Below are 20,117 nucleotides of genomic sequence, written 5' to 3'. Positions count from 1 at the left end.
CGGAAATGGCACCGTAAGGTGTATGCTCCTACCTTCGAACCAACCCGGCACGAAAAGTGTGCCGAGCAGACCGCTGTCATTGCGGCTTCGATTGGCAAAAGGAGCGAATTCCGACATGAGTTCAAACAAAGCCACTTCAAGAACGCGCGTGCGCCTGATCGGTGCGGTGGCCTCGGTGGCCATCGCCAGTGCCGTTGGCCTCAGCGCGATAGGCACGGGAACGGTGCCGGTGCTGGCCGAGCCGGTCAAGCTCGATAAGCCTGTCCAGGCGCCGAGCTTCGCCGATGTGGTGGAGGTCGTCTCCCCGGCCGTCGTAAGCGTCCGCGTCAGGGGCGAGACGGCGGAGACGGGAACGGTTTCCTCCCCCTTCTTCGACATGCCGGGCATGGAAAACCTGCCCGACGGCCATCCGCTCAAGCGCTTCTTCGACCAGTTCCGCGAGGATCGGCGCTCAGAGCGTCGCGGTCCCCGTCTGCGCCAGCGTCCCGTCGCGCAGGGGTCCGGCTTCTTCATCTCCGAGGATGGCTACCTGGTGACCAACAACCACGTCGTCCAGGGTGGCTCCGAATATATGGTCGTCATGGATGACGGCACGGAGATCGATGCGGAGCTGGTGGGAACCGACGCGCGCACCGACCTTGCAGTGCTGAAGGTCAAGGAAAACGGCCGCAAGTTCACCTATGTGGACTTTGCCGACGATGGCGCCGTCCGTGTCGGCGACTGGGTGGTTGCGGTGGGCAATCCCTTCGGCCTCGGCGGCACCGTGACCGCTGGCATCGTCTCGGCGCGCGGCCGTGAGATCGGCGCTGGTCCCTATGACGATTTCATCCAGATCGATGCGGCGGTGAACCGCGGCAACTCCGGCGGCCCGGCCTTCAACCTGTCGGGCGAGGTGGTCGGCGTCAACACGGCCATCTTCTCGCCCTCCGGCGGCAATGTCGGCATTGCCTTCGCCATCCCCGCCTCGCTTGCAAACTCGGTTGTCCAGGAACTGATCCGTGATGGCACCGTCGAGCGCGGTTGGCTGGGTGTGCAGATCCAGGACGTGACGGACGAGATCGCCGAATCCCTCGGCCTGGACGAGGCCAAGGGTGCCCTGATCGTCGACGCCAAAAAGGACGAGCCGGCGGGCTCGGCCGGTATCCGGGCGGGCGACGTGGTCGTCGCCGTTGACGGCAAGAGCATCGCCTCACCGCGTGATTTGGCCCGCAGCATCGCCGAGTACGATCCCGGTAAGACAGTGGAGGTGACCGTGTGGCGCAACGGCGAGGCCACCAACCTCGATGTGGAACTCGGCGAGATGCCCAGCACCGATCAGCTGGCGGCGGCGGCTCCCGACAGCTCAGAACCTTCGGTCACCTCGACGGACTTCGGCCTTTCGGTCACTCCGGCCGAGGATGGCGAGGGGCTGGTCGTGACCGATGTCGAGCCGGGCAGCGCGGCCGAGGATGTCGGCGTGGCACCGGGCGACATCATCCGTTCGGTCAACTCGCAGCCCGTGAGCTCCGTGGAAGACCTGAAGGCGGCTGTCGAGGCGGCCTCCAACGCGGGCCGCGGTGCAGTGCTGGTGCAGGTTGAGCGGGAAAATTCCAACCGGTTCATGGCTCTGCCGATCGGCTGATCGGCAGGCTGCCGTGGATTTCCCTCTGGCGATACGGGCGGTGGGCGCTAGCCCCTTTTCCCACCGCCCCTGAGCCAGCGCGGCGGCGGGCCCTCTCGCCGCCGCGTCTTTTCACCGGCCTGAATCTATCGCCTGTGCGGGGCCGTTCGGTGTAAACCTCTTGTCATGAAGATTCTGGTTATCGAAGACGACCGCGAAGCGGCGGGGTTCATGAAGAAGGCCTTCGCGGAGGCCGGCCACACCGCCGATATCGCGCCGGATGGCGAGAGCGGCTTCGCCCTTGCCGAGACCGGCAGCTACGACGTGTTCGTCATCGACCGCATGCTGCCGCGCCGTGACGGCCTGTCGATCATCGCCGAGCTGCGCTCCAAGGGCAACGCCACGCCGGCGCTCATCCTGTCGGCGCTGGGCGAGGTGGACGATCGGGTGACGGGCCTGCGCGCTGGCGGCGACGACTACCTCACAAAGCCCTATGCCTTCTCCGAGTTGCTGGCCCGCATCGAGGTGCTGAAGCGCCGTGCGGGCGCCAAGGATATCGAGACGGTCTACCGCGTCGGCGACCTGGAGCTCGACCGCCTGTCCCACGCCGTGCGCCGTGGCGGGCAGGAGATCACGCTGCAGCCGCGCGAGTTCCGCCTGCTCGAATACCTCATGCGCCACGCCGGCCAGGTCGTCACCCGCACCATGCTGCTCGAAAACGTCTGGGACTACCACTTCGACCCGCAGACAAACGTCATCGACGTGCACATCTCGCGCCTGCGCGGCAAGATCGAGAGGGGTTTCGACAAACCCGTCCTGCACACGGTGCGCGGCGCCGGCTACATGCTCCGGGCGGATTGATATCCGCATGCCTGCCATGCCGGCCATCATGAAGACGACTGCGGCGCGGCTTTCCGCGCTCTATCTCATCCTGTTCGCCATCTGCGCCGTCGTACTCGTCATCTACGTCACCTCGCTTTCCGTGCGCATGATCACCGCGCAGACGCAGGAGGCGATTGCCGAGGAGGTCAGCGGCCTCGGCCGCGCCTATCAGCGCGGCGGCCTGCCGACGCTGGTGCGGGCGATGGAGATGCGCGCCCGGCAGCCCGGCGCCAACCTCTATCTCATCACCGATCCCAACGGCCTCATCCTTTCCGGCAATGTGGAGAGCATTCAGCCCGGCGTGCTCGACACGGTCGGCTGGACCGATCGCCCCTTCGCCTACCGCCGCTATGGCGAGGACAGCGGCGAGAATTCGCGCCACACGGCGGTGGCGCAGGTCATCCGCCTTCCCAACCGCATGATCCTGCTCGTCGGGCGCGACCTCGGCGAGCCGGAACGGTTCCGCAACGTGGTGCGTAACGCGTTGATGGCGGCACTCGGCATGATGGGCTTCGGCGCGCTTCTTATCTGGTTTTTCGTCGGCCGCCGGGCGCTGAAGCGCATCGACAACGTGTCTGCGGCGAGCAGGCAGATCATGGGCGGTGACCTTTCCCGCCGGCTGCCCGTGTCGGGTGCCGGCGACGAGTTCGACCGGCTTTCGGAAAACCTCAACGCGATGCTCGACCGCATCTCCGCCTTGAACGAGGGGCTGAAGCAGGTCTCCGCCAATATCGCTCACGATCTGAAGACGCCGCTGACGCGCCTGCGCAACCGCGCCGAAGCGGCGCTCAATCGCCGTGAGGACGAGGCGGCATGCCGCGAGGCGCTGGAACAGACGATCGCCGAATCGGACCAGCTCATCCGCACCTTCAACGCCATCCTGATGATCTCACGGCTCGAGGCCGGCTATTCCGCGGAGACGACGAAGACCGTCGATCTGAGCGCCATCGTTGCCGACGTGGTGGAACTTTACGAGCCGGCGGCCGAGGAAATGGGCGTGGAGCTGAAGGCGGAGGCGGAGGTGGCGGTGCGCATCGACGGAAATCGCGAGCTCATCGGCCAGGCGCTCTCCAACATCGTCGACAACGCCATCAAATATTCCGCCGGCGGCGCCAACGAGAGTCCGGCCGTCTCCGTCACGTTGCAGAAACATGCCGGCGCGGTGCGGCTGACGGTGCGCGACAACGGCCCAGGCATTCCCGAAGCCGACCGGGAGCGGGCGACGGAGCGCTTCGTGCGGCTGGAGGCAAGCCGCACCCAGCCGGGCTCCGGGCTGGGCTTGAGCCTTGCCAAGGCGGTGATGACCTTCCACGGCGGCCGGCTGGAGCTTTCCGGCGACGGGGAGGGGCTTTCGGTTGCGATGGTGTTTCCGGCAGGCAAGAATGGGTAGAAGGGGCAGCGCTTGTTGCCGCCCCGAAGATGAGGAGGCTTATGCCCAGCGACATTACCCTGAAAGGCGAGAACGGTTCCGTCTGGTTCGGCGCGCCGGTCCGCGCGCTTTCTCCGCTCGACGCCGACCGCGCCGGCGCCGAACTTGACTCCCTTGCTGAAACCGCCGCCGAAGAAGACTGCCCGCGCCTTGCCCGACTGCTCTCCGGCGACAGCGCGCTCGCCAACTTCCTCGGCGCCGTCTTCGACCTGTCGCCCTACCTGCGCGACTGCGCCCGGCGGGACCCGCCGAACCTCGAGGCGCTGTTCGACGAAAAGCTCGACGCCCGGCTGGCAAGCCTGAACGCGGCCATCGGTGCGGCGGCCTTCGCCGAGGATGCCAGCGAGGCGTCGGTGATGAAGGCGCTCAGGCGGCTGAAGCGCGAGGCGCATTTCCTGATCGGGCTCGGCGACCTCGCCGGCGAAGCGGATGCCGCTGCCACCGTGGCGCGGCTTTCCGCGCTTGCCGAGGCCTGCGTGGGGGCGGCGGTCGATTTCCTCCTGCGCGACGCCCACCGCCAGGGCAAGCTGAAATTGCCGGACCCGGAAAAGCCGGGCACCGGCTCTGGCTGGATCGTGCTCGCCATGGGCAAGCTCGGCGCCGGCGAGCTCAACTATTCGTCCGACATCGACCTCATCGTGCTCATCGACCCGCACGCTCCGGCCCTCGTCGATCCCCTGGAGGCGACCGACCTCTTCGTGCGGCTGACGCGGCGGCTGGTGCGCATGCTGCAGGACCGCAGCGAGGACGGCTATGTCTTCCGCACCGATCTCAGGCTCAGGCCCGATCCCGGCTCGACGCCGCTTGCCATCCCCGTGGAGGCCGCGCTCAACTATTACGAAAGCCGCGGCCAGAACTGGGAACGCGCCGCCATGATCAAGGCGCGCGCCGTCGCCGGCGACCTTAAAGCGGGCGCGGCCTTCCTGCGCGAACTGCAGCCCTACGTCTGGCGCAAGTACCTCGACTATGCGGCGATCGCCGACGTGCACTCCATCAAGCGGCAGATCCACGCCCACAAGGGTCATGGCGAGGTGGCCGTGTTCGGCCATAACGTCAAGCTGGGGCGCGGCGGTATCCGTGAGATCGAGTTCTTCGTGCAGACCCAGCAGCTCATCGCCGGCGGCCGCTTCCCGGAGCTGCGCGAGCGCGAGACGGTAGCCATGCTGAGGCAACTGGCCAAGCACGGCTGGATCACGGCGGAGGTGGGCGAGGGGTTGGTCGAACAGTACTGGTTCCTGAGGGACGTCGAGAACGCCATCCAGATGGTCGCCGACGAGCAGGCCCACACCTTGCCGGAGGACGCCGCCGAACTCCGGCGCATCGCCCTCCTGCTCGGCTATACCGACGAGGAGACCTTCGCCGCCGCCTTCCGCGCGGCGCTGAAGACGGTCGAGGGACACTACGCCGCGCTTTTCGAGACCGCGCCGGAGCTTTCGCGCGGGGTCGGCAATCTCGTCTTCACGGGCGACGTCGACGATCCCGGCACCCTGCAGACCCTCTCCGGGCTCGGCTTCGAGCGGACGAGCGATATCTGCCGCGTCATCCGCGGCTGGCATTTCGGCCGCTACCGCGCCACCCGCTCGGCGGAAGCGCGCGAGCGGCTGACCGAGCTCACGCCGGCGCTGCTCGAAGCCTTCGGCAGCACGCGCCGCGCCGACGAGGCGCTGTTGCGCTTCGACCAGTTCCTGTCGGGCTTGCCCGCCGGCATCCAGCTCTTCTCCCTCCTGCAGTCGAACCCGCGTCTTCTGGAACTGCTCGCCACGATCATGGGTGCCGCCCCGCGCCTTGCGGCGGTCATCACGCGCCGCCCGCACGTCTTCGACGGCCTTCTCGATCCGGCGCTGCTTTCCGAGTTGCCCAACCGCGCCTATCTGGCGCAAAGGCTGGAAGCCTTCCTGGAGGCGGCGCGCGTCTATGAGGAGGTGCTCGACCGTCTGCGCATCTTCGCCGCCGAGCAGAAGTTCCTCATCGGCATCCGCCTTCTTACGGGAAGCATCGATGCCGTGCGCGCCGGCAAGGCCTTCTCAGACCTCGCCGACCTCACCATCGGCGCCGCCTTCGAGGCGGTGCAGGAGGAAGTCGCGCTCGCCCACGGCCGCGTGCCAGGCGGGCGGGCGGCGATCCTCGGCATGGGAAAGCTCGGCAGCCGCGAGCTGACCGCCGGCTCCGACGTCGATCTGATCCTGCTTTACGACCATGCGCCGGAGGCGGACGAATCCGACGGCGCCAAGCCCCTGGCGCCTTCCCACTACTACGCCCGTCTCACCCAGCGCCTGATCGCCGCCGTCTCCGCCCCCACCGCCGAAGGCGTGCTCTACGAGCTGGACCTGAGATTACGCCCGTCCGGCAACAAGGGGCCGGTCGCCACCCACATCGACGCCTTCCGCAAATACCAGCGCAAGGACGCCTGGACGTGGGAGCACATGGCGCTGACGCGGGCGCGCCCCATGGCCGGCGAGGAGACGCTCCGCGAGGAGGCGCGGGCGGAGGTGGAGGCGATCCTCTCGCTGCCGCGTTCGTATGGGAAGCTGGCGCGCGACGCGGTGAAGATGCGCGATCTCATCGAAAAGGAGAAGCCGCCGAGGGACACCTGGGATCTCAAGCTCATCCCCGGCGGCATCATCGACCTGGAATTCATCGCCCAGGTCGCCGTCCTTTCCGGCCGCTGCGCGAGCGAGCCGCCCCTCACCGGCACCGCCGATATCCTTTCATCCCTAGCGCCGGCCTTCGCCGATGAGCAGACGCGCACAGAACTTGCGGAGGCGCACCGGCTCTACATGATGCTCACCCAGGTGATCCGCCTGTGCCTCACCGGCCCGCTCGACCCCAACGACGTACCGCCCGGCCTCGCCGACACCCTCCTGCGCGGCGCCGACCTGCCCGATCTCGGCGTATTGGAGGCGCATGTCGCCGACACCGCGCGGCGGGTGAGGGGACATTTCGACCGGCTGTTGCGGAGGAAGGGGTAGGGTGCGCCCTTTCCGGCCTCATTCCCCCTCCCGCAACGCTCCCAATATCCCCCGATAACTCGACACCAGCCGCCGCTCATCGAGCGCCGCATCGCCGTTGTTCCACGTCGCGACAACGCAGTGGCTGGTTCCCTCGCCATCTTCCAGCCAGGTGGTGTAGTTGAGGACGCCAGCTTCGGAACCGCCCTTGTAGGCGACCTTCCGCCAGCTCCTCGATGCCGCGAGCCCCGGATTGATGTGCAGCGCGGGGAGGGCTGAAAGCTCCTCCATCAGCGTGCAGAGTTCGCGGGCCGAGAGGAACCATTCGATATCGACGGTCGGCTCGGCGGGAAGTGCCTCCTCGCCCGGAAGCGGCGCCGAGGCGACCTGCTCGAGGACATCGCGCCGCGCCTCCTCGTCCCCTGCGATCCACGCGGAGCGCAGTTCCTCGTTGCCCGCGGCCTTGAGCGTGAAGAGCTCGCGCGTCGTGAGGAAAGGCGTGTTGCGCGGCGTTATAGCCTCGACCGCCTCGCGCCCGACAAGCCGGATCAGCGCGTCCGTCGCCGTGTTGTCGCTGATGGAGATCATCAGGTTGGCGAGCGTGGCGACGGTGAGTGGCGTCCCGTCCGGCCAGGCTTGCAGGATGCCCGAGGGCAGCGACCGCCAGTCCGGGTCGAGCGGGACCACCTGATCCCATTCCAGACGCCCCTGCGAAACCGCATCGGTGACCGCCTTGAGGATGGCGAGCTTGGCTGCCGAGCCGACCGCCAGCGGTTCATCGGCGTTGTGTGCGGCCCGTTCCTCTCCGTCGCTCAGGACAAGCAGCGCCGTCCGGCCCGGAAGTCCGGCAACGGCATCGACCTGTTGGGTCAGCGCCCCCGCCGCCACAGCCGGCTCGAACAGGAGCCCGGCGATACGTCCTTCCCCGTCGAGCACGAGGCGGGTCGGTATCTCGGCCCGCTCGAGCGCGATGGTGAAGCGCTGCCCCTCGCCGGAAATCGACCGAAGCTGGCCGTACCGCTTCTCGGGATATTCGACGATGCCGACGATTTGGGCCGTCGGTATCTGCGCCAGGAAATCCGGCGCGAACCACTCCCTCTCAAGCTCCGGCGCCTCGAACAGTCGCTTCAGAACGGCTTTCGGGTCCGCCGGCTCCTGCGCGCTGCCGGGCGCCGGGAAGGCGAGCAGGCCCGAAATGGCGGCAAGGGTGAGCAGCGTGCGCATCCGACCGGGTTCCCCATAGGATCGTGTGAAGGAGCAGTCGGCGGAGATAAGCAGCCGAATGCGGCAAGGTTTCGTCTACGCCTTACGCCGCCTCGGCCTGCTCCAGCACGGGAATGCGCACGCACACGATGGTGCCGACGCCTTCCTTCGAGCGGATCTTCAGCGCCCCGCCATGCAGCTCCGTGAGCGAGCGCGAGATGGCGAGCCCGAGGCCCGAGCCCGCGTGGTTCTTGGAGAACTGGTTCTGGACCTGCTCGAACGGGCGTCCGAGCTTCTTCAGCGCCACGCGCGGGATGCCACAGCCCGTATCCTCGATCGCCAGCGTCAGCGCGCCGGAGACCTTGCGCGCCCTGACCGTCACCTTGCCGCCCTGGCCGGTGAACTTCACGGCATTGGACAGAAGGTTGATGACGATCTGCTTGATGGCGCGACGGTCGGCCACCAGCGAGATCGAATCGGGGATTTCCGTCTCCACCTCGATGTCCTTCTTGGCCGCCTGCAGCGCCACCACACGCACCGTCTCACGGATGAGCGGGCAAAGGTCGATGCACTCCCGGTTGATGGAGAACTGGCCGGCTTCGATCTTCGACATGTCGAGGATGTCGTTGATGACGCCGAGGAGATAGGTTCCGCTGGAATAGATATCGCCGACATATTCCTCGTAGCGCTCGGAACCCAGCGGCCCGAACAGGCTCTGCTGCATGAGCTCGGAAAAGCCGATGATGGCGTTGAGTGGGGTTCTGAGCTCGTGCGACATGTTGGCGAGGAATTCCGATTTCGCCCGGTTGGCCGCTTCGGCCCGCTCGGTCTCGCGCATGTATTTGCGGTTGAGCTCGACGAGCTCATGCCCGCGCTCCTGCTCGGCGCGCCGCGCCACGGAAAGGTCGTGGATGGTCGCCATCAGCCGCCGCTCGCTGTCGACCAGCTTTTCCTGGTGCTGCTTGAGCTGGGTGATATCGGTGCCGACCGACACCGTGCCGCCGTCGCGCGTCTTCAATTCCGTCACCTGCAGCCAGCGCCCGTCGGCGAGCTGCCGTTCGAACGTGGCGCCGGCGCCGGGGTTTGCCTGGCTCATCAGCCGCCGTTCCGAGCGGATGGCGTTCATCCGCCTCTCGATGTCCTGGCGGCGCACGCCGGGCACGATCTCGCTTAGGTCGAGGCCCGTGTCCTGCTGGTACTTGGTGTTGCACATGACGAGGCGCTCGGCGGCGTCCCACAAGACGAAGGATTCGGTGATGTTCTCGATCGCCGTGCGCAAGCGCTGGTCGGCGGCTTCCGACTGCTGCACCAGCGTCCGCTGCTCGGTCACGTCGACGGCGATGCCGATGAGGTGGATTTCCGGCGCGTCCGCATCGACCACCTGCGCCCGCGCGCGCATCCATATCCACCGGCCGTCCGCATGGCGCATGCGGAACACCTGGTCGATCTGGTCGATCTCGCGCGCCACGATGCGGTTGGCGAGCGTGAAGAGGTCGCCGTCGTCGGGGTGGATGATGCTCGACACGTCGCCGAAGGAAAGCATCACGTCGGCCGCCTCATAGCCCAGCATCTCGTACATGGAGCGCGACCAGTACATCTTGCCGCGCGCCATGTCCCAGTCCCACAGGCCGCATTTCCCGCGCACCAGCGCCAGGTCGACGCGCTGATGCGCCTCCAGATAGATGCGGTCGGCGGCAAGTGCCCGCGCCGCCTGGCTGAAATAGGCGTAGAGGATGGCCATCAGAACGCCCGCCGTCACCACGAAGAGCGTGACGTTGAGAGAGGCGGAGCGGCGCCAGTCGGCGAAGATGGCGTCGCGGTCGGCGAGCGCCACCGCCGCACCCGCCCCACCCGGCAGGATATCCACCGCCGCCAGCCAGTCCGTGCCGCCGAGGCGCACGTCGAGCACCCCAGCCCGCTCGCCGAACAGGAACAGCGGCTGCCCGCCGGTCACGAAGGTGTCCAGCGGTTGCCCGGCCATCTTCTGCCCACGCGGCGAGGCGGCGGTGACGATGAATTGCCGGTCGGCCACCGCCAGGATCCAGTCGCTGCCGATGCCGCCCTGGCGGCTCACCTCGTCGATGAGCACGCCCGCCTCCTGCGGCTGCGGCAGGCCTTCCGGTGCGGCGAGCCGCATCGACTGGGCAAGATTGTTTGCCGCCATGCCGAGCAGCGTCTTGGTGTCGCGCTCGATCTCCTCGCGCCACTCCATCATCGACAGGAAACGGGCGGAGGCGATGACCAGCAGGAAGATGACGACGAGGATGGGGATGGAGCGGCGCAGGTAGGGCTCGACGGCAAGCAGGCGCTCATAGGCGGGCGCGGCAATGATCTTGGCGTTGCCGGCCAACCCCATACCATGCGTGCGGCGGTTCCGGCGCCTGGAGAAAATACCCCCCGTGGGTATCGCCCACGTGTCCGCCTTCGCCATCCGAAGGGCTCCCTCGCTTCTCTTTTCCCTTGACTGATCCGCCTACGCCGACCCTGCGAATCACCCATAAGGAATCAGAGGTGATTCGCCTTGTCCAGAGGGGCGGGGAAAATTGAGGTGGCGGAACGGGTGAGGGCGATCATCCCCCACCCGCGCGCGTCATCCCGGACAGCCTCCGCTATCGCTCCAGCTTCCGGGACGACGCGCGCACGGCGACGGCCTGCACTAAGCCAGCGTCCGCTCCACAATATCGCGCAGGTCACGCGAAAGCTCCTTCTGGGCGGCAATGCGGGCAAGCGCCTTGCGCGCCTCCTCCTGCCGGCCCTTCTCCAGCGAGCGCCAGGAGCGGAAGGCGACGGCGATGCGCGCGGCAACCTGCGGGTTGTGCCTCTCAATCGCCAGCACCATGTCGGCCAGGAAGCGGTAGCCCTCGCCGTCGGCACGGTGGAAGCCGGTCTGGTTGTTCGAGGCGAAGGTGCCGACGAGGGAGCGCACGCGGTTGGGGTTGGTGAGCGAGAAGGCCGGATGTTCCATCAGGCCGCGCACCAGGTCGACGGTCTTGTCGCCCGGCGTGGTCGCCTGGACGATGAACCACTTGTCGAGCACCAGCGGATTGTCGCCGTAGCGCTCCTCGAAAGCGGCGAGCGCATGGCAAGCCGCATCGCTGCCCGGGAACTGGTGCGCCAGCACCGAAAGTGCGGCTGCCCGGTCGGTCATGCTGCCCGCCGTCTCGAACTGCCGCACGGCGGACGCCGGGTCGCCCGAGCCCGCGGCCATGTATTCGAGGAGGACGTTGCGCAACGCCCGCCGGCCGGCGCTTGTCGCGTCCGGGCTGAAGGGGCCGCCGTCTTCCAACTCCTCGTATATCCGTGCGAATGTCTCCTGCGCCTCCCGCGCGATCGCTTCTCGCAGCGCCTTCCTTGCCTCGCCGATGGCGTCGGGATCGATGTTGCTGCCGATCTCGCGGGCGATATCGGCTTCCGAAGGCAGCGTCAGCGCCAGCGCCCGGTAGGCAGCCTCCAGTCTCTCCTCCGCCGCGATCTCCGCCGGATAGCCGAGCAGCACCGTGTCGAAGCCCGGGCTCTTGCCGCCGCGAACGCGCGTCGATGCCTCGATCAGCGCCTCGGTGAGAAGCGTATTGAGCGCCTCCCAGCGCGAGAACAGGTCCCTGTCGTGGCGGGCAAGGAACAGGCGGTCCTTCTGACGCATCTCCAGCGATAGCGTGATGGGGGCGGAAAACCCGCGGTTGAGCGAGACGACGGGCCGCGCCTTCACACCGCTGAAGCGGATGAGGTGGCGGCGCTTCTTGAGGTGGATGACGCCGTCCTCCACCTCCGCGCCATCGACGCCCTCATAGGCCATATCCTGCCCATCCGGGCCGACGAGGCCGAAGGCGAGGGGGATATGCATCAGCCGCTTGCGCGCCTCCGACGGCGTCGGCGGCACCGCCTGCTCGATCTCCAGCATGTATTCCCTCACCCGCGCGTCGTAGTTCGTGGCGACGGTGACATTCGGCGTGCCCGCCTGGTGGTACCAGAGCGCGAACTGGGTGAGGTCCTTGCCCGAGGCTTCCTCGAAGCAGGCGAGGAAATCCTCGATGGTCACGGCCTCGCCGTCGTGGCGCTCGAAGTAGAGGTCCATGCCGGCGCGGAAGGCGTCCGGCCCGAGGATTGTGCGGATCATGCGCACCACCTCCGAGCCCTTCTCGTAGACGGTGGCCGTGTAGAAATTGTTGATCTCGCGGTAGACGCGCGGGCGCACCGGATGCGCCAGCGGCCCCTGGTCCTCGGGAAACTGATGCGCCCGCAAGGTGCGCACCTCGCTGATGCGCTTGACGGCGCGCGAGCGCTGGTCGGCGGAGAATTCATGGTCGCGGTAGACGGTCAGCCCTTCCTTCAGGCAGAGCTGGAACCAATCGCGGCAAGTGATTCTGTTGCCTGTCCAATTGTGGAAGTACTCGTGCGCGATAATGGCCTCGATATTGGCGAAATCCGCGTCGGTGGCGGTCTCCGGGTCGGCCAGCACGTATTTGTCGTTGAAGACGTTGAGCCCCTTGTTCTCCATCGCCCCCATGTTGAAGTCCGAGACGGCGACAATGTTGAAGACGTTAAGGTCATATTCGCGCCCGAAGCGCTCCTCGTCCCAGGCCATGGACCGCTTCAGCGCGTCCATCGCATAGGCCGCCCGCTCCTCCTTTCCATGTTCGACATAGATGGCAAGGTCGACCTTGCGGCCCGACATGGTGACGAAGCGGTCGCGCACCGCGCTCAGGCTCCCGGCCACCAGAGCGAAGAGATAGGAGGGCTTGGGGAAGGGGTCGTGCCAGACCGCGTAATGCCAGCCGTCCTCGAGCGCGCCCTTCTCTGCTGGATTGCCGTTCGAAAGCAGGAGCGGTGCTTCCTTCTCCCGCGCCTCGATGCGCACGCGGTAGGTGCTGAGCACGTCCGGCCTGTCGAGGCAGTAGGTGATGCGGCGGAAGCCTTCCGCCTCGCATTGGGTGCAGTAGACCCCGTTGGAGACGTAGAGACCCATCAGCGCCTTGTTCTGCGCAGGAGCAAGGCGCGTGGCGATGGTCACCTCGAAGCGGGATTGCCGCGGCAATCCGGTGATCCTCAGGCTGTCCGGCGTCGCCTCGTAGGCGCCGTCGTCGACGGCCTCCCCGTCGATCAGCAGCGTCTCCAGCGCCAGCCCGTCGCCGTCGAGCGCCAGCGGCGCGCCCGCCGCAACGCCCTCCCGCCGCTCCACCAGGAGCTTCGTCGTCACCAGCGTCTTTTCCGGATCCAGCCGGAAGGTCATCTCCAATTCGGGAATGAGATAGTCGCTCGGGCGATAGTCTTCGAGGTGGAATGCTTGGCCTGTATCGGTGCGCATGCTTTACTCCCCTGCCGGCCACTGGCACCGCGCGCCGCCTGGCCCAACAATTTCAAGTGTGGCTCTTTACACGATGCCGCCCGTCGACAAAACTGTCTGCATCGGAATGTCTCCAGATGTTTCCAATTCATTCGCCCAATCGCTCGCCCAACAAATCGTAAGGAATCCCGGCATGACGGTTCTCACACCGAAATTCGGCATGGGTGCATCCGTGCTGCGCAAGGAAGACGAGACCTTTATCACCGGTAAGGGCCGCTACACGGACGACATCACCCCGGCGGGCACGCTGCACGGCTATGTGCTGCGCTCGCCCGTCGCCAAGGCCAGGTTCACCGTAACGTCGGTGGACGCGGCAAAAGCCGCCCCCGGCGTGCACCTGGTGCTGACCGGCGCCGACACCGCCCATCTCGGCGACCTTGCGTCCGGCGCCATGCCGGAGCAGCCGGACGGCAGCCGCGCCCCGACGCGCGACATCCCGATCCTTTGCCGCGACCGCGTGCAATACGTTGGCGACGCGGTGGCCTTCGTCGTCGCCGACACGCGGGCTGAGGCGCAGGACGCCGCCGAGCTGATCGAGATCGACTACGAGGACGAGGAGCCGGTTGCCGGTACGGCCGAGGCGCTTGCGGACGGTGCACCCCTTGTGTGGCCCGAGCTCGGCTCCAACCAGGCCTTCCTCTACCACCAGGGCGACAAGGAGAAGACGAAGGAAGCCTTCGACAAGGCCGAGCGCGTCGTCAAGGTATCCTTCATCAACAACCGCCTCGTCGCCAATTACATGGAGCCGCGCGCGGCGATTGCCGAATGGCGCGACGACGAGGACCGCTTCGTGCTCACCACCGGCTCCCAGGGCGTGCACATGATGCAGTCGGTGCTGGCCGATCAGGTCTTCAAGCTCCCGAAGGAGAAGCTGCGCGTCATCACGCCCGACGTCGGCGGTGGCTTCGGCACCAAGGCCTTCACCTATCGCGAATATGCCCTGGTGATGGAAGCGGCCAAGCAGCTCGGCCGCCCCGTCAAGTGGAACGGCGACCGCGGCGAGCATTTCCTGACCGATAGCCAGGGCCGCGACAACGTCGTCACCGCCGAAATGGCGCTCGACGGCAACGGCCGTTTCCTCGGCCTGCGCATCGAGGTCCTGGCCAATATGGGCGCCTACATCCACCAGTTCGGCCCCTACATCCCCACCGGCGGGGTGACGATGGCGACCGGCGTCTACGACATCCAGCCGCTCAGCGCCACGGTGAAGGGCGTCTACACCAACACCTGTCCCGTCGATGCCTATCGCGGGGCAGGGCGGCCGGAAGCGGCCCTCCTGATCGAGAAGCTGGTCGACGAGTGCGCGCGCCAGCTCGATATCCCGCGCGAGGAGATCCGCCGCCGCAACTTCATCAAGCCGGAGCAATTCCCCTATGTCACGCCCGGCGGCCGCACCTACGATCGGTGCGAGCTGGACGCGCACATGACGCTCGCCATGGAGCGTGCCGGCTGGGCGGATTTCGAGGAGCGGCTCGAAGAGGCGAAGAAGCGCGGCCATATCCGCGGCATCGGCATGGCCACCTATATCGAGGCCTGCGCCTTCCCCGGCTCCGAGCCCGCGCACCTTACCCTCAACGGCGACGGCACGGTGACGCTCGCCATCGGCACCCAGTCGAACGGCCAGGGCCACGCCACGGCCTACGCCCAGTTGATCGCCGAGAAGCTGAATATCGACATCGACAAGATCCACCTCCACCAGGGCGACACGGATGAACTGGAATCGGGCGGCGGCACCGGCGGCTCCCGCTCCATCCCCATCGGCGGCGTCTCGGCCGCACGCGCCGGCGAGAACCTGGCAGAGAAGATCAGGAAGCTCGCCGCCGACGAACTGGAAGCCTCGCCCGCCGACATCGAACTGGTCGACGGCACGGCCCGCATCGTCGGCACCGACCGGGCGATGGATTTCTCAGGCATAGCCAAGGCGGCGAAGAACCCCGACGATATCAAGGGCCTCGGCGACTTCCGCCAGGAGGAGCCGACCTACCCGAACGGCACCCACATCTGCGAGGTGGAGATCGACCCGGCGACAGGCAGGACCGAGGTCGTGGCTTATACGGTGGTCGACGATTTCGGCGCCACGGCCAACCCGATCCTGCTTGCCGGCCAGATCCACGGCGGCATCGCCCAGGGCGCCGGCCAGGCGCTGACGGAGGAGGCGATCTACTCGGAGGACGGGCAGCTCATCACCGCGAGCTTCATGGACTACGGAATGCCGCGCGCCGACCTTCTGCCGCTCATCCATTTCGAGACCCGCAACGTGCCCTCCACCACCAACGCGCTTGGCATGAAGGGCGCCGGCGAGGCCGGCACCGTCGGCTCCACCCCGGCCGTGCTCAACGCCGTGACGGACGCGCTCTACCGCGCCTACGGCATCTCCCACATCGAGATGCCCACCACGCCGTCACGCGTGTGGAACGCGATCGCGGAGGCGCGAGGGACGCGGTGACACCGCCATCCGACGAATGCACGCAAAACGTCCGGCCGGCGGTTCCAGCCCGGCCGGGCAGGTGAGTGGCCATGGCCGTCGCCGCCACAGACCTTGCCACCGAACGAAGGCCGCTCGTCGGCATAACGCTCAAGATCATATCGGTGGCGATCTTCGTCGCCATGTCCTCCCTGATCAAGTCGGCCGGCACCGTCCCGGCCGGGCAGATCGTCTTCTTCCGCTCCTTCTTCGCCATCTTCCCGATCCTCGTCATGCTGGCCTGGCGGAAGGAGCTGCGGACCGCCTTCCACACGACGCGCCCCATCGGCCACATCATGCGCGGCCTCGTCGGCGTCGCCGCCATGGGCCTCGGCTTCTTCGGCCTGACGCGCCTGCCCCTGCCTGACGCCATCACGCTCAACTATGCGCAGCCGCTGATCGTCGTCGTCTTCAGCGCCGTCTTCATCGGCGAGGTGGTGCGCCTCTACCGTTGGAGCGCCGTGCTGGTCGGTTTCCTCGGCGTCGTCATCATCGCCTGGCCCAAGCTCACGCTGCTGACGGGGGCAACCGGCATGGAGGAAGGCCAGGCCCTCGGCGTCATCGCCATCCTCGGCGGTGCTGCCGCCTCGGCTGTGGCCATGCTTCTGGTGCGCCGGCTGGTGATGACGGAGAAGACGGCCACCATCGTCCTCTGGTTCTCCGCCACCGCGACAGTCGTCTCGCTGTTCACGATCCCCTTCGGCTGGGAAGCGCTGACGCGCTGGCAGTTCCTGGCGCTGGCGGGCGCCGGCATCTGCGGCGGCGTAGCGCAGATCCTGATGACCCAGTGCTACCGCCACGCCGAACTCTCGACCATCGCCCCCTTCGAATACACATCGATGATCCTCGCCATCGTCGTCGGCTATTTCGCCTTCGGCGACATACCCACCCTCTACACGCTCGTCGGCGGCATCATCGTCGTCGGCGCCGGCCTTTTCATCATCTGGCGCGAGCGCCAACTCGGCCTAAAACGCGTCGCCGCCAGAAGGTTCGTGCCGCCGGGTGGGTGAGAGGCGATAGCGCGTCTCCCGGACCAAGGAGACGCCGGCGCCCGTCGCGCCCCACAAGCCTGCTTGACTCACACATATCCCGGCGGTTATTGATTTCGATCAATAGCCAGCGGGTTATCGATTGCAATGCCACAGCCCCACGATATCCTTTTCAGAACGCTCGCCGATCCGACGCGGCGCGCCATTTTCGAGCGGCTGTGCCGCGAGGGAGACCTGACGGTCCGGGCCCTGACGGCCGAGGCCGGCATCTCGCAGCCGGCCGTCTCGAAGCATCTCGGGGTCCTGAAGCGGGCCGGGCTGGTGCGCGACCGCCACGAAGGCCGCCAGACGCACTATAGCGCCGAGCTCGGCGCCCTTTCCCCGCTGGTCGACTGGACGAACCAGATGACCGGGTTCTGGCAAAGCCGGTTCAACGACCTCGAAGATCTGCTCAATAGGATGGACCAGTGACCAATACCGAACCCGAAACGCTCTCCGTCGTCGTCGAACGCGAGATCTCGCATCCGCCGGAAAAGATCTGGCGCGCGCTCACCCAACCCCACCTGATCGAGGAGTGGCTCATGAAGAACGACTTCAAGCCTGTCGTGGGCGACCGTTTCAATCTCAGCGCGGACTGGGGCACGGTCGACGGAAAGGTGCAGACGGCCGAGCCGCACAAGACGCTCTCCTACACGTGGGACACCAAGGATTTGAGGAGCGTCGTCACCTGGACGCTCACCACGACGAGCACGGGAACCCTCCTGCGCATGGAGCAGTCGGGCTTCCGGCCGGACCAGCAGCCCTACTACCGGGGCGCCAAGGCCGGATGGCCGCGGTTCTTCGCGGCCCTGGAAGAGGTCCTGGCGCGGATGGATTGAGGCCCGCCGGAGCAATCGCAGCTAAGACCCTGTTTACAAAGCGGTACTCACCGCGCGCGTGACAACGGAGGAATACCGATGAAGATCAAGTTGACCAGCGTGTACGTGGACGACCAGGAAAAGGCTCTGCGCTTCTATACCGAGGTGCTGGGCTTCACCAAGAAGGCCGATTTCAGCAATGGGCCGTTTCGCTGGCTGACCGTGGCCTCGCCCGAAGAGCCGGACGGAACCGAGCTGCAACTCGCGCCGGACAACCCGGCGGCCAAGGCCTACCGGGAGGCCATATTCCAACAGGGCCAGCCCGCCGTCATGTTCTTTACCGACGACGTCAAGGCCGACCACGAGCGCATCAAGGCGCGCGGCGCCGAGTTCACCATGCCGCCGACCGAGGTAACCGGCTCGACCATCGCCCAGCTGCACGACACCTGCGGCAACCTCGTTCAAATCACCCAGCTGGCGCGCTGGTAGGGCGGGCGCGTCTCACAGGAAGGTCCCAATGAACATTTTGATTCGGCAGGTTCACCGATGGACGTCGATCGTCTTCACGGCGGCCGTCATTGCAAACTTCGTCGCCATGGGTCTGGGGGAGCCTCCGGCCTGGGTGGTCTACTCGCCATTGCCGCCGCTCTTCCTGCAGCTGTTCACCGGCCTCTACATGTTCGTGCTGCCGTATGCGGCGAGGTGGCGCGGCGAGGGACGAACCGTCGGGCAGGAGTGAACGCGATGGCCGGCAAGACGTCCAAGAATTCGGCGAAGGCCGAAAAGCCGGTTCTCCTCTCGGGCGGCAACCCGCAGATCGCCAAGGGCTACGGCGACGCGCCCGTGCAAGCCTACATCGCGGCCATGCCGGGCTGGAAAAGCGACGTCGGGCGCCGCATCGACGAGATCGTCGCGCGCACCGTCCCCGGCGTGAAGAAGGCGGTCAAATGGAACTCGCCCTTCTACGGCATCGAGGATGACGTCTGGTTCCTCAGCTACCATTGCTTCACGAAATACGTGAAGGTGACCTTCTTCCGCGGCACGTCGCTTCGGCCGGTTCCGCCTGGCGCGTCAAAACACCCGGAAGTGCGCTACCTCGACATCTATGAAGGCCAGTTCGACGAAGCCCAGTTCGCCGATTGGGTGAAGCAGGCGGCCGCGTTGCCCGGCGAGAAGTTGTGAGCGGAATGGATGGCGGGCGAGCGGCAACAACCATGAAGAAGGTGATGACACCATGAAGAAGAGCGACCCGACAGAAGCAACAGCCGAAGCCGCCCCCTCCCAGCTCATCGACGCGAAAATCGCCGCGCTAGGCGACTGGCGGGGCGAGACGCTCGCGCGCGTCCGGGCTCTCATCAGGGAGGCCGACCCCGAAGTGGTCGAGGAGGTGAAATGGCGAAAGCCGTCGAACCCGCTGGGCGTGCCGGTGTGGGAGCACGACGGCATCATCTGCACCGGCGAGACGTACAAGGATAAGGTGAAGCTGACCTTCGCCAGAGGCGCCGCGCTTGAGGACCCCTCGGCCCTCTTCAACTCCAGCCTCGAAGGCAACACCCGCCGCGCCATCGATTTTCACGAGGGCGGCAGGATCGATGAAGAGGCGTTGAAAGCGCTCATTCGCGCCGCCGTGGCTCTGAACGTTTCGGCGTGAGCCACCGCTTGCCCCGCCCGCTCTCGGAGTCCAGAGAGCGCTTGAGGGCGTCGTGTAGCCGGCCGGCGCCGCCTGATGCGACTATTCTCGACACACCCTAGCCGCCCAGCTCCTTGAGCTTCGCCTTGATGGCGAGGAAGTCGCGCCAGGCGAGCTTCTTGTGCGCCGGGTTGCGCAAGAGATAGGCCGGATGCAGCGTCGGCATCGTCGGGATTTCGTGCCCATCCGGGGTGGCGTGGATCGCCCACGTGCCGCGCATGCGCATGATGCCCGTTTGCGTGTTGAGCAGCAGCTTGGTGGATGGGTTGCCCAGCGTCACCAGCACCTTTGGCTTCACCAGTTCGATGTGCCGCTCGATGAACGGGCGGCAGATCTCGGTTTCGAGCGGCGAGGGATCGCGGTTGCCGGGCGGCCGCCAGGGGATGACGTTGGAGATGTAGGCGCTCGTGCGGTCGCGGCCGATCGCCGCCAGCATGCGGTCGAGCAGCTTTCCCGAACGGCCGACGAAAGGCAGCCCCTGCAGGTCCTCGTCGCGCCCCGGCGCCTCGCCCACCAGCATCAGGTCGGCCTCCGGGTTGCCATCGGCGAAGACCATGTTCTTCGCGGTGTGTTTCAGGTTGCAGCCGTCGAAATCGGCGAGGATCGCCTTCAACTCCTCCAGTGATCCCGCCTCGCGCGCAAGCGCGCGCGCCCGCGCGGCCTGCGCCTCGTCGGGGACGGCGGCGCGCACCGCCGGCCGGGGCGGGGCAGGGG

General features: G+C 66.7%; 16 protein-coding genes. 12 read left to right on the top strand and 4 right to left on the bottom strand.

The features are described 5' to 3' along the window. The first annotated feature begins 115 nt into the window (after positions 1-115). From GPJ75_RS14175 to GPJ75_RS14160, 4 genes are all read left to right on the top strand, one after another. A complete protein-coding gene (locus GPJ75_RS14175; RefSeq protein ID WP_205602537.1) occupies positions 116-1,621 on the top strand; it encodes a Do family serine endopeptidase in 1,506 nt (501 codons plus the stop codon). A 165-nt stretch (positions 1,622-1,786) separates the two neighbouring features. Further along, on the top strand, positions 1,787-2,461 hold the full coding sequence (locus GPJ75_RS14170; RefSeq protein ID WP_163268992.1) for a response regulator transcription factor: 675 nt from the start codon (positions 1,787-1,789) through the stop codon (positions 2,459-2,461). 7 nt (positions 2,462-2,468) lie between these two features. Beyond that, positions 2,469-3,872, top strand: coding sequence for a sensor histidine kinase (locus GPJ75_RS14165; protein WP_163268991.1), 1,404 nt, complete (start codon positions 2,469-2,471; stop codon positions 3,870-3,872). Positions 3,873-3,913: 41 nt separating this feature from the next. Further along, a complete protein-coding gene (locus tag GPJ75_RS14160) occupies positions 3,914-6,880 on the top strand; it encodes a bifunctional [glutamine synthetase] adenylyltransferase/[glutamine synthetase]-adenylyl-L-tyrosine phosphorylase (protein WP_163268990.1) in 2,967 nt (988 codons plus the stop codon). A gap of 18 nt (positions 6,881-6,898) precedes the next feature. Here GPJ75_RS14160 and GPJ75_RS14155 read toward each other — a convergent pair whose 3' ends face one another. From GPJ75_RS14155 to pepN, 3 genes are all read right to left on the bottom strand, one after another. Next, positions 6,899-8,083 carry a serine hydrolase gene (locus GPJ75_RS14155; protein ID WP_163268989.1) on the bottom strand — a complete coding sequence of 395 codons (1,185 nt, stop codon included), beginning with the start codon at positions 8,081-8,083 and terminating at the stop codon, positions 6,899-6,901. An 82-nt stretch (positions 8,084-8,165) separates the two neighbouring features. Next, the gene (locus GPJ75_RS14150) at positions 8,166-10,493 is read right to left on the bottom strand and encodes a PAS domain-containing sensor histidine kinase (RefSeq protein WP_163268988.1); all 2,328 of its coding nucleotides are present in this window, start codon (positions 10,491-10,493) and stop codon (positions 8,166-8,168) included. 225 nt (positions 10,494-10,718) lie between these two features. Continuing rightward, positions 10,719-13,364, bottom strand: coding sequence for an aminopeptidase N (gene pepN / locus GPJ75_RS14145; protein WP_163268987.1), 2,646 nt, complete (start codon positions 13,362-13,364; stop codon positions 10,719-10,721). Positions 13,365-13,536: 172 nt separating this feature from the next. On the opposite strand from pepN, the gene GPJ75_RS14140 reads away from it, so the two are divergent. The 8 genes from GPJ75_RS14140 (at position 13,537) to GPJ75_RS14105 (ending at position 19,364) form a co-directional block, all read left to right on the top strand. After that, a complete protein-coding gene (locus GPJ75_RS14140) occupies positions 13,537-15,849 on the top strand; it encodes a xanthine dehydrogenase family protein molybdopterin-binding subunit (RefSeq protein ID WP_163268986.1) in 2,313 nt (770 codons plus the stop codon). A gap of 71 nt (positions 15,850-15,920) precedes the next feature. Beyond that, positions 15,921-16,877 carry a DMT family transporter gene (locus GPJ75_RS14135; RefSeq protein ID WP_163268985.1) on the top strand — a complete coding sequence of 319 codons (957 nt, stop codon included), beginning with the start codon at positions 15,921-15,923 and terminating at the stop codon, positions 16,875-16,877. 126 nt (positions 16,878-17,003) lie between these two features. Then, complete coding sequence (locus tag GPJ75_RS14130; RefSeq protein WP_163268984.1) at positions 17,004-17,327, top strand: ArsR/SmtB family transcription factor; 324 nt, start codon at positions 17,004-17,006, stop codon at positions 17,325-17,327. Then, complete coding sequence (locus GPJ75_RS14125; protein ID WP_163268983.1) at positions 17,324-17,734, top strand: SRPBCC family protein; 411 nt, start codon at positions 17,324-17,326, stop codon at positions 17,732-17,734. The genes GPJ75_RS14130 and GPJ75_RS14125 overlap by 4 nt, the downstream gene beginning before the upstream one ends. A gap of 78 nt (positions 17,735-17,812) precedes the next feature. Next, positions 17,813-18,202 (top strand): VOC family protein, encoded by a 390-nt coding sequence (locus GPJ75_RS14120; protein ID WP_163268982.1) that lies wholly within the window; start codon positions 17,813-17,815, stop codon positions 18,200-18,202. Positions 18,203-18,230: 28 nt separating this feature from the next. Beyond that, on the top strand, positions 18,231-18,452 hold the full coding sequence (locus GPJ75_RS14115) for a hypothetical protein (protein WP_163268981.1): 222 nt from the start codon (positions 18,231-18,233) through the stop codon (positions 18,450-18,452). A 5-nt stretch (positions 18,453-18,457) separates the two neighbouring features. Next, positions 18,458-18,895, top strand: a complete 438-nt coding sequence (locus GPJ75_RS14110) for a DUF1801 domain-containing protein (protein ID WP_163268980.1) — start codon at positions 18,458-18,460, stop codon at positions 18,893-18,895. A gap of 52 nt (positions 18,896-18,947) precedes the next feature. Continuing rightward, positions 18,948-19,364 (top strand): DUF1801 domain-containing protein, encoded by a 417-nt coding sequence (locus tag GPJ75_RS14105; RefSeq protein ID WP_163268979.1) that lies wholly within the window; start codon positions 18,948-18,950, stop codon positions 19,362-19,364. A 97-nt stretch (positions 19,365-19,461) separates the two neighbouring features. Here GPJ75_RS14105 and GPJ75_RS14100 read toward each other — a convergent pair. Further along, positions 19,462-20,117: uracil-DNA glycosylase (locus tag GPJ75_RS14100; RefSeq protein ID WP_163268978.1), on the bottom strand; the 656-nt coding region annotated here is incomplete at its 5' end.

The sequence above is a fragment of the Chelativorans alearensis genome (assembly GCF_010993735.1).
GTDB classification, from domain to species: Bacteria; Pseudomonadota; Alphaproteobacteria; order Rhizobiales; family Rhizobiaceae; genus Chelativorans; species Chelativorans alearense.
This window is presented reverse-complemented; position numbering and strand designations above follow the sequence as displayed.

Bases quoted from the DNA above. Each gene is read 5' to 3' on its own strand.
- GPJ75_RS14165 (WP_163268991.1), top strand. From the start codon at position 2,469: ATGCCTGCCATGCCGGCCATCATGAAGACGACTGCGGCGCGGCTTTCC.
- GPJ75_RS14130 (WP_163268984.1), top strand. From the start codon at position 17,004: ATGCCACAGCCCCACGATATCCTTTTCAGAACGCTCGCCGATCCGACG.
- pepN (WP_163268987.1), bottom strand. From the start codon at position 13,364: ATGCGCACCGATACAGGCCAAGCATTCCACCTCGAAGACTATCGCCCG.
- GPJ75_RS14175 (WP_205602537.1), top strand. From the start codon at position 116: ATGAGTTCAAACAAAGCCACTTCAAGAACGCGCGTGCGCCTGATCGGT.
- GPJ75_RS14150 (WP_163268988.1), bottom strand. From the start codon at position 10,493: ATGGCGAAGGCGGACACGTGGGCGATACCCACGGGGGGTATTTTCTCC.
- GPJ75_RS14155 (WP_163268989.1), bottom strand. From the start codon at position 8,083: ATGCGCACGCTGCTCACCCTTGCCGCCATTTCGGGCCTGCTCGCCTTC.
- GPJ75_RS14140 (WP_163268986.1), top strand. From the start codon at position 13,537: ATGACGGTTCTCACACCGAAATTCGGCATGGGTGCATCCGTGCTGCGC.
- GPJ75_RS14120 (WP_163268982.1), top strand. From the start codon at position 17,813: ATGAAGATCAAGTTGACCAGCGTGTACGTGGACGACCAGGAAAAGGCT.
- GPJ75_RS14105 (WP_163268979.1), top strand. From the start codon at position 18,948: ATGAAGAAGAGCGACCCGACAGAAGCAACAGCCGAAGCCGCCCCCTCC.
- GPJ75_RS14170 (WP_163268992.1), top strand. From the start codon at position 1,787: ATGAAGATTCTGGTTATCGAAGACGACCGCGAAGCGGCGGGGTTCATG.
- GPJ75_RS14160 (WP_163268990.1), top strand. From the start codon at position 3,914: ATGCCCAGCGACATTACCCTGAAAGGCGAGAACGGTTCCGTCTGGTTC.
- GPJ75_RS14135 (WP_163268985.1), top strand. From the start codon at position 15,921: ATGGCCGTCGCCGCCACAGACCTTGCCACCGAACGAAGGCCGCTCGTC.
- GPJ75_RS14110 (WP_163268980.1), top strand. From the start codon at position 18,458: ATGGCCGGCAAGACGTCCAAGAATTCGGCGAAGGCCGAAAAGCCGGTT.
- GPJ75_RS14115 (WP_163268981.1), top strand. From the start codon at position 18,231: ATGAACATTTTGATTCGGCAGGTTCACCGATGGACGTCGATCGTCTTC.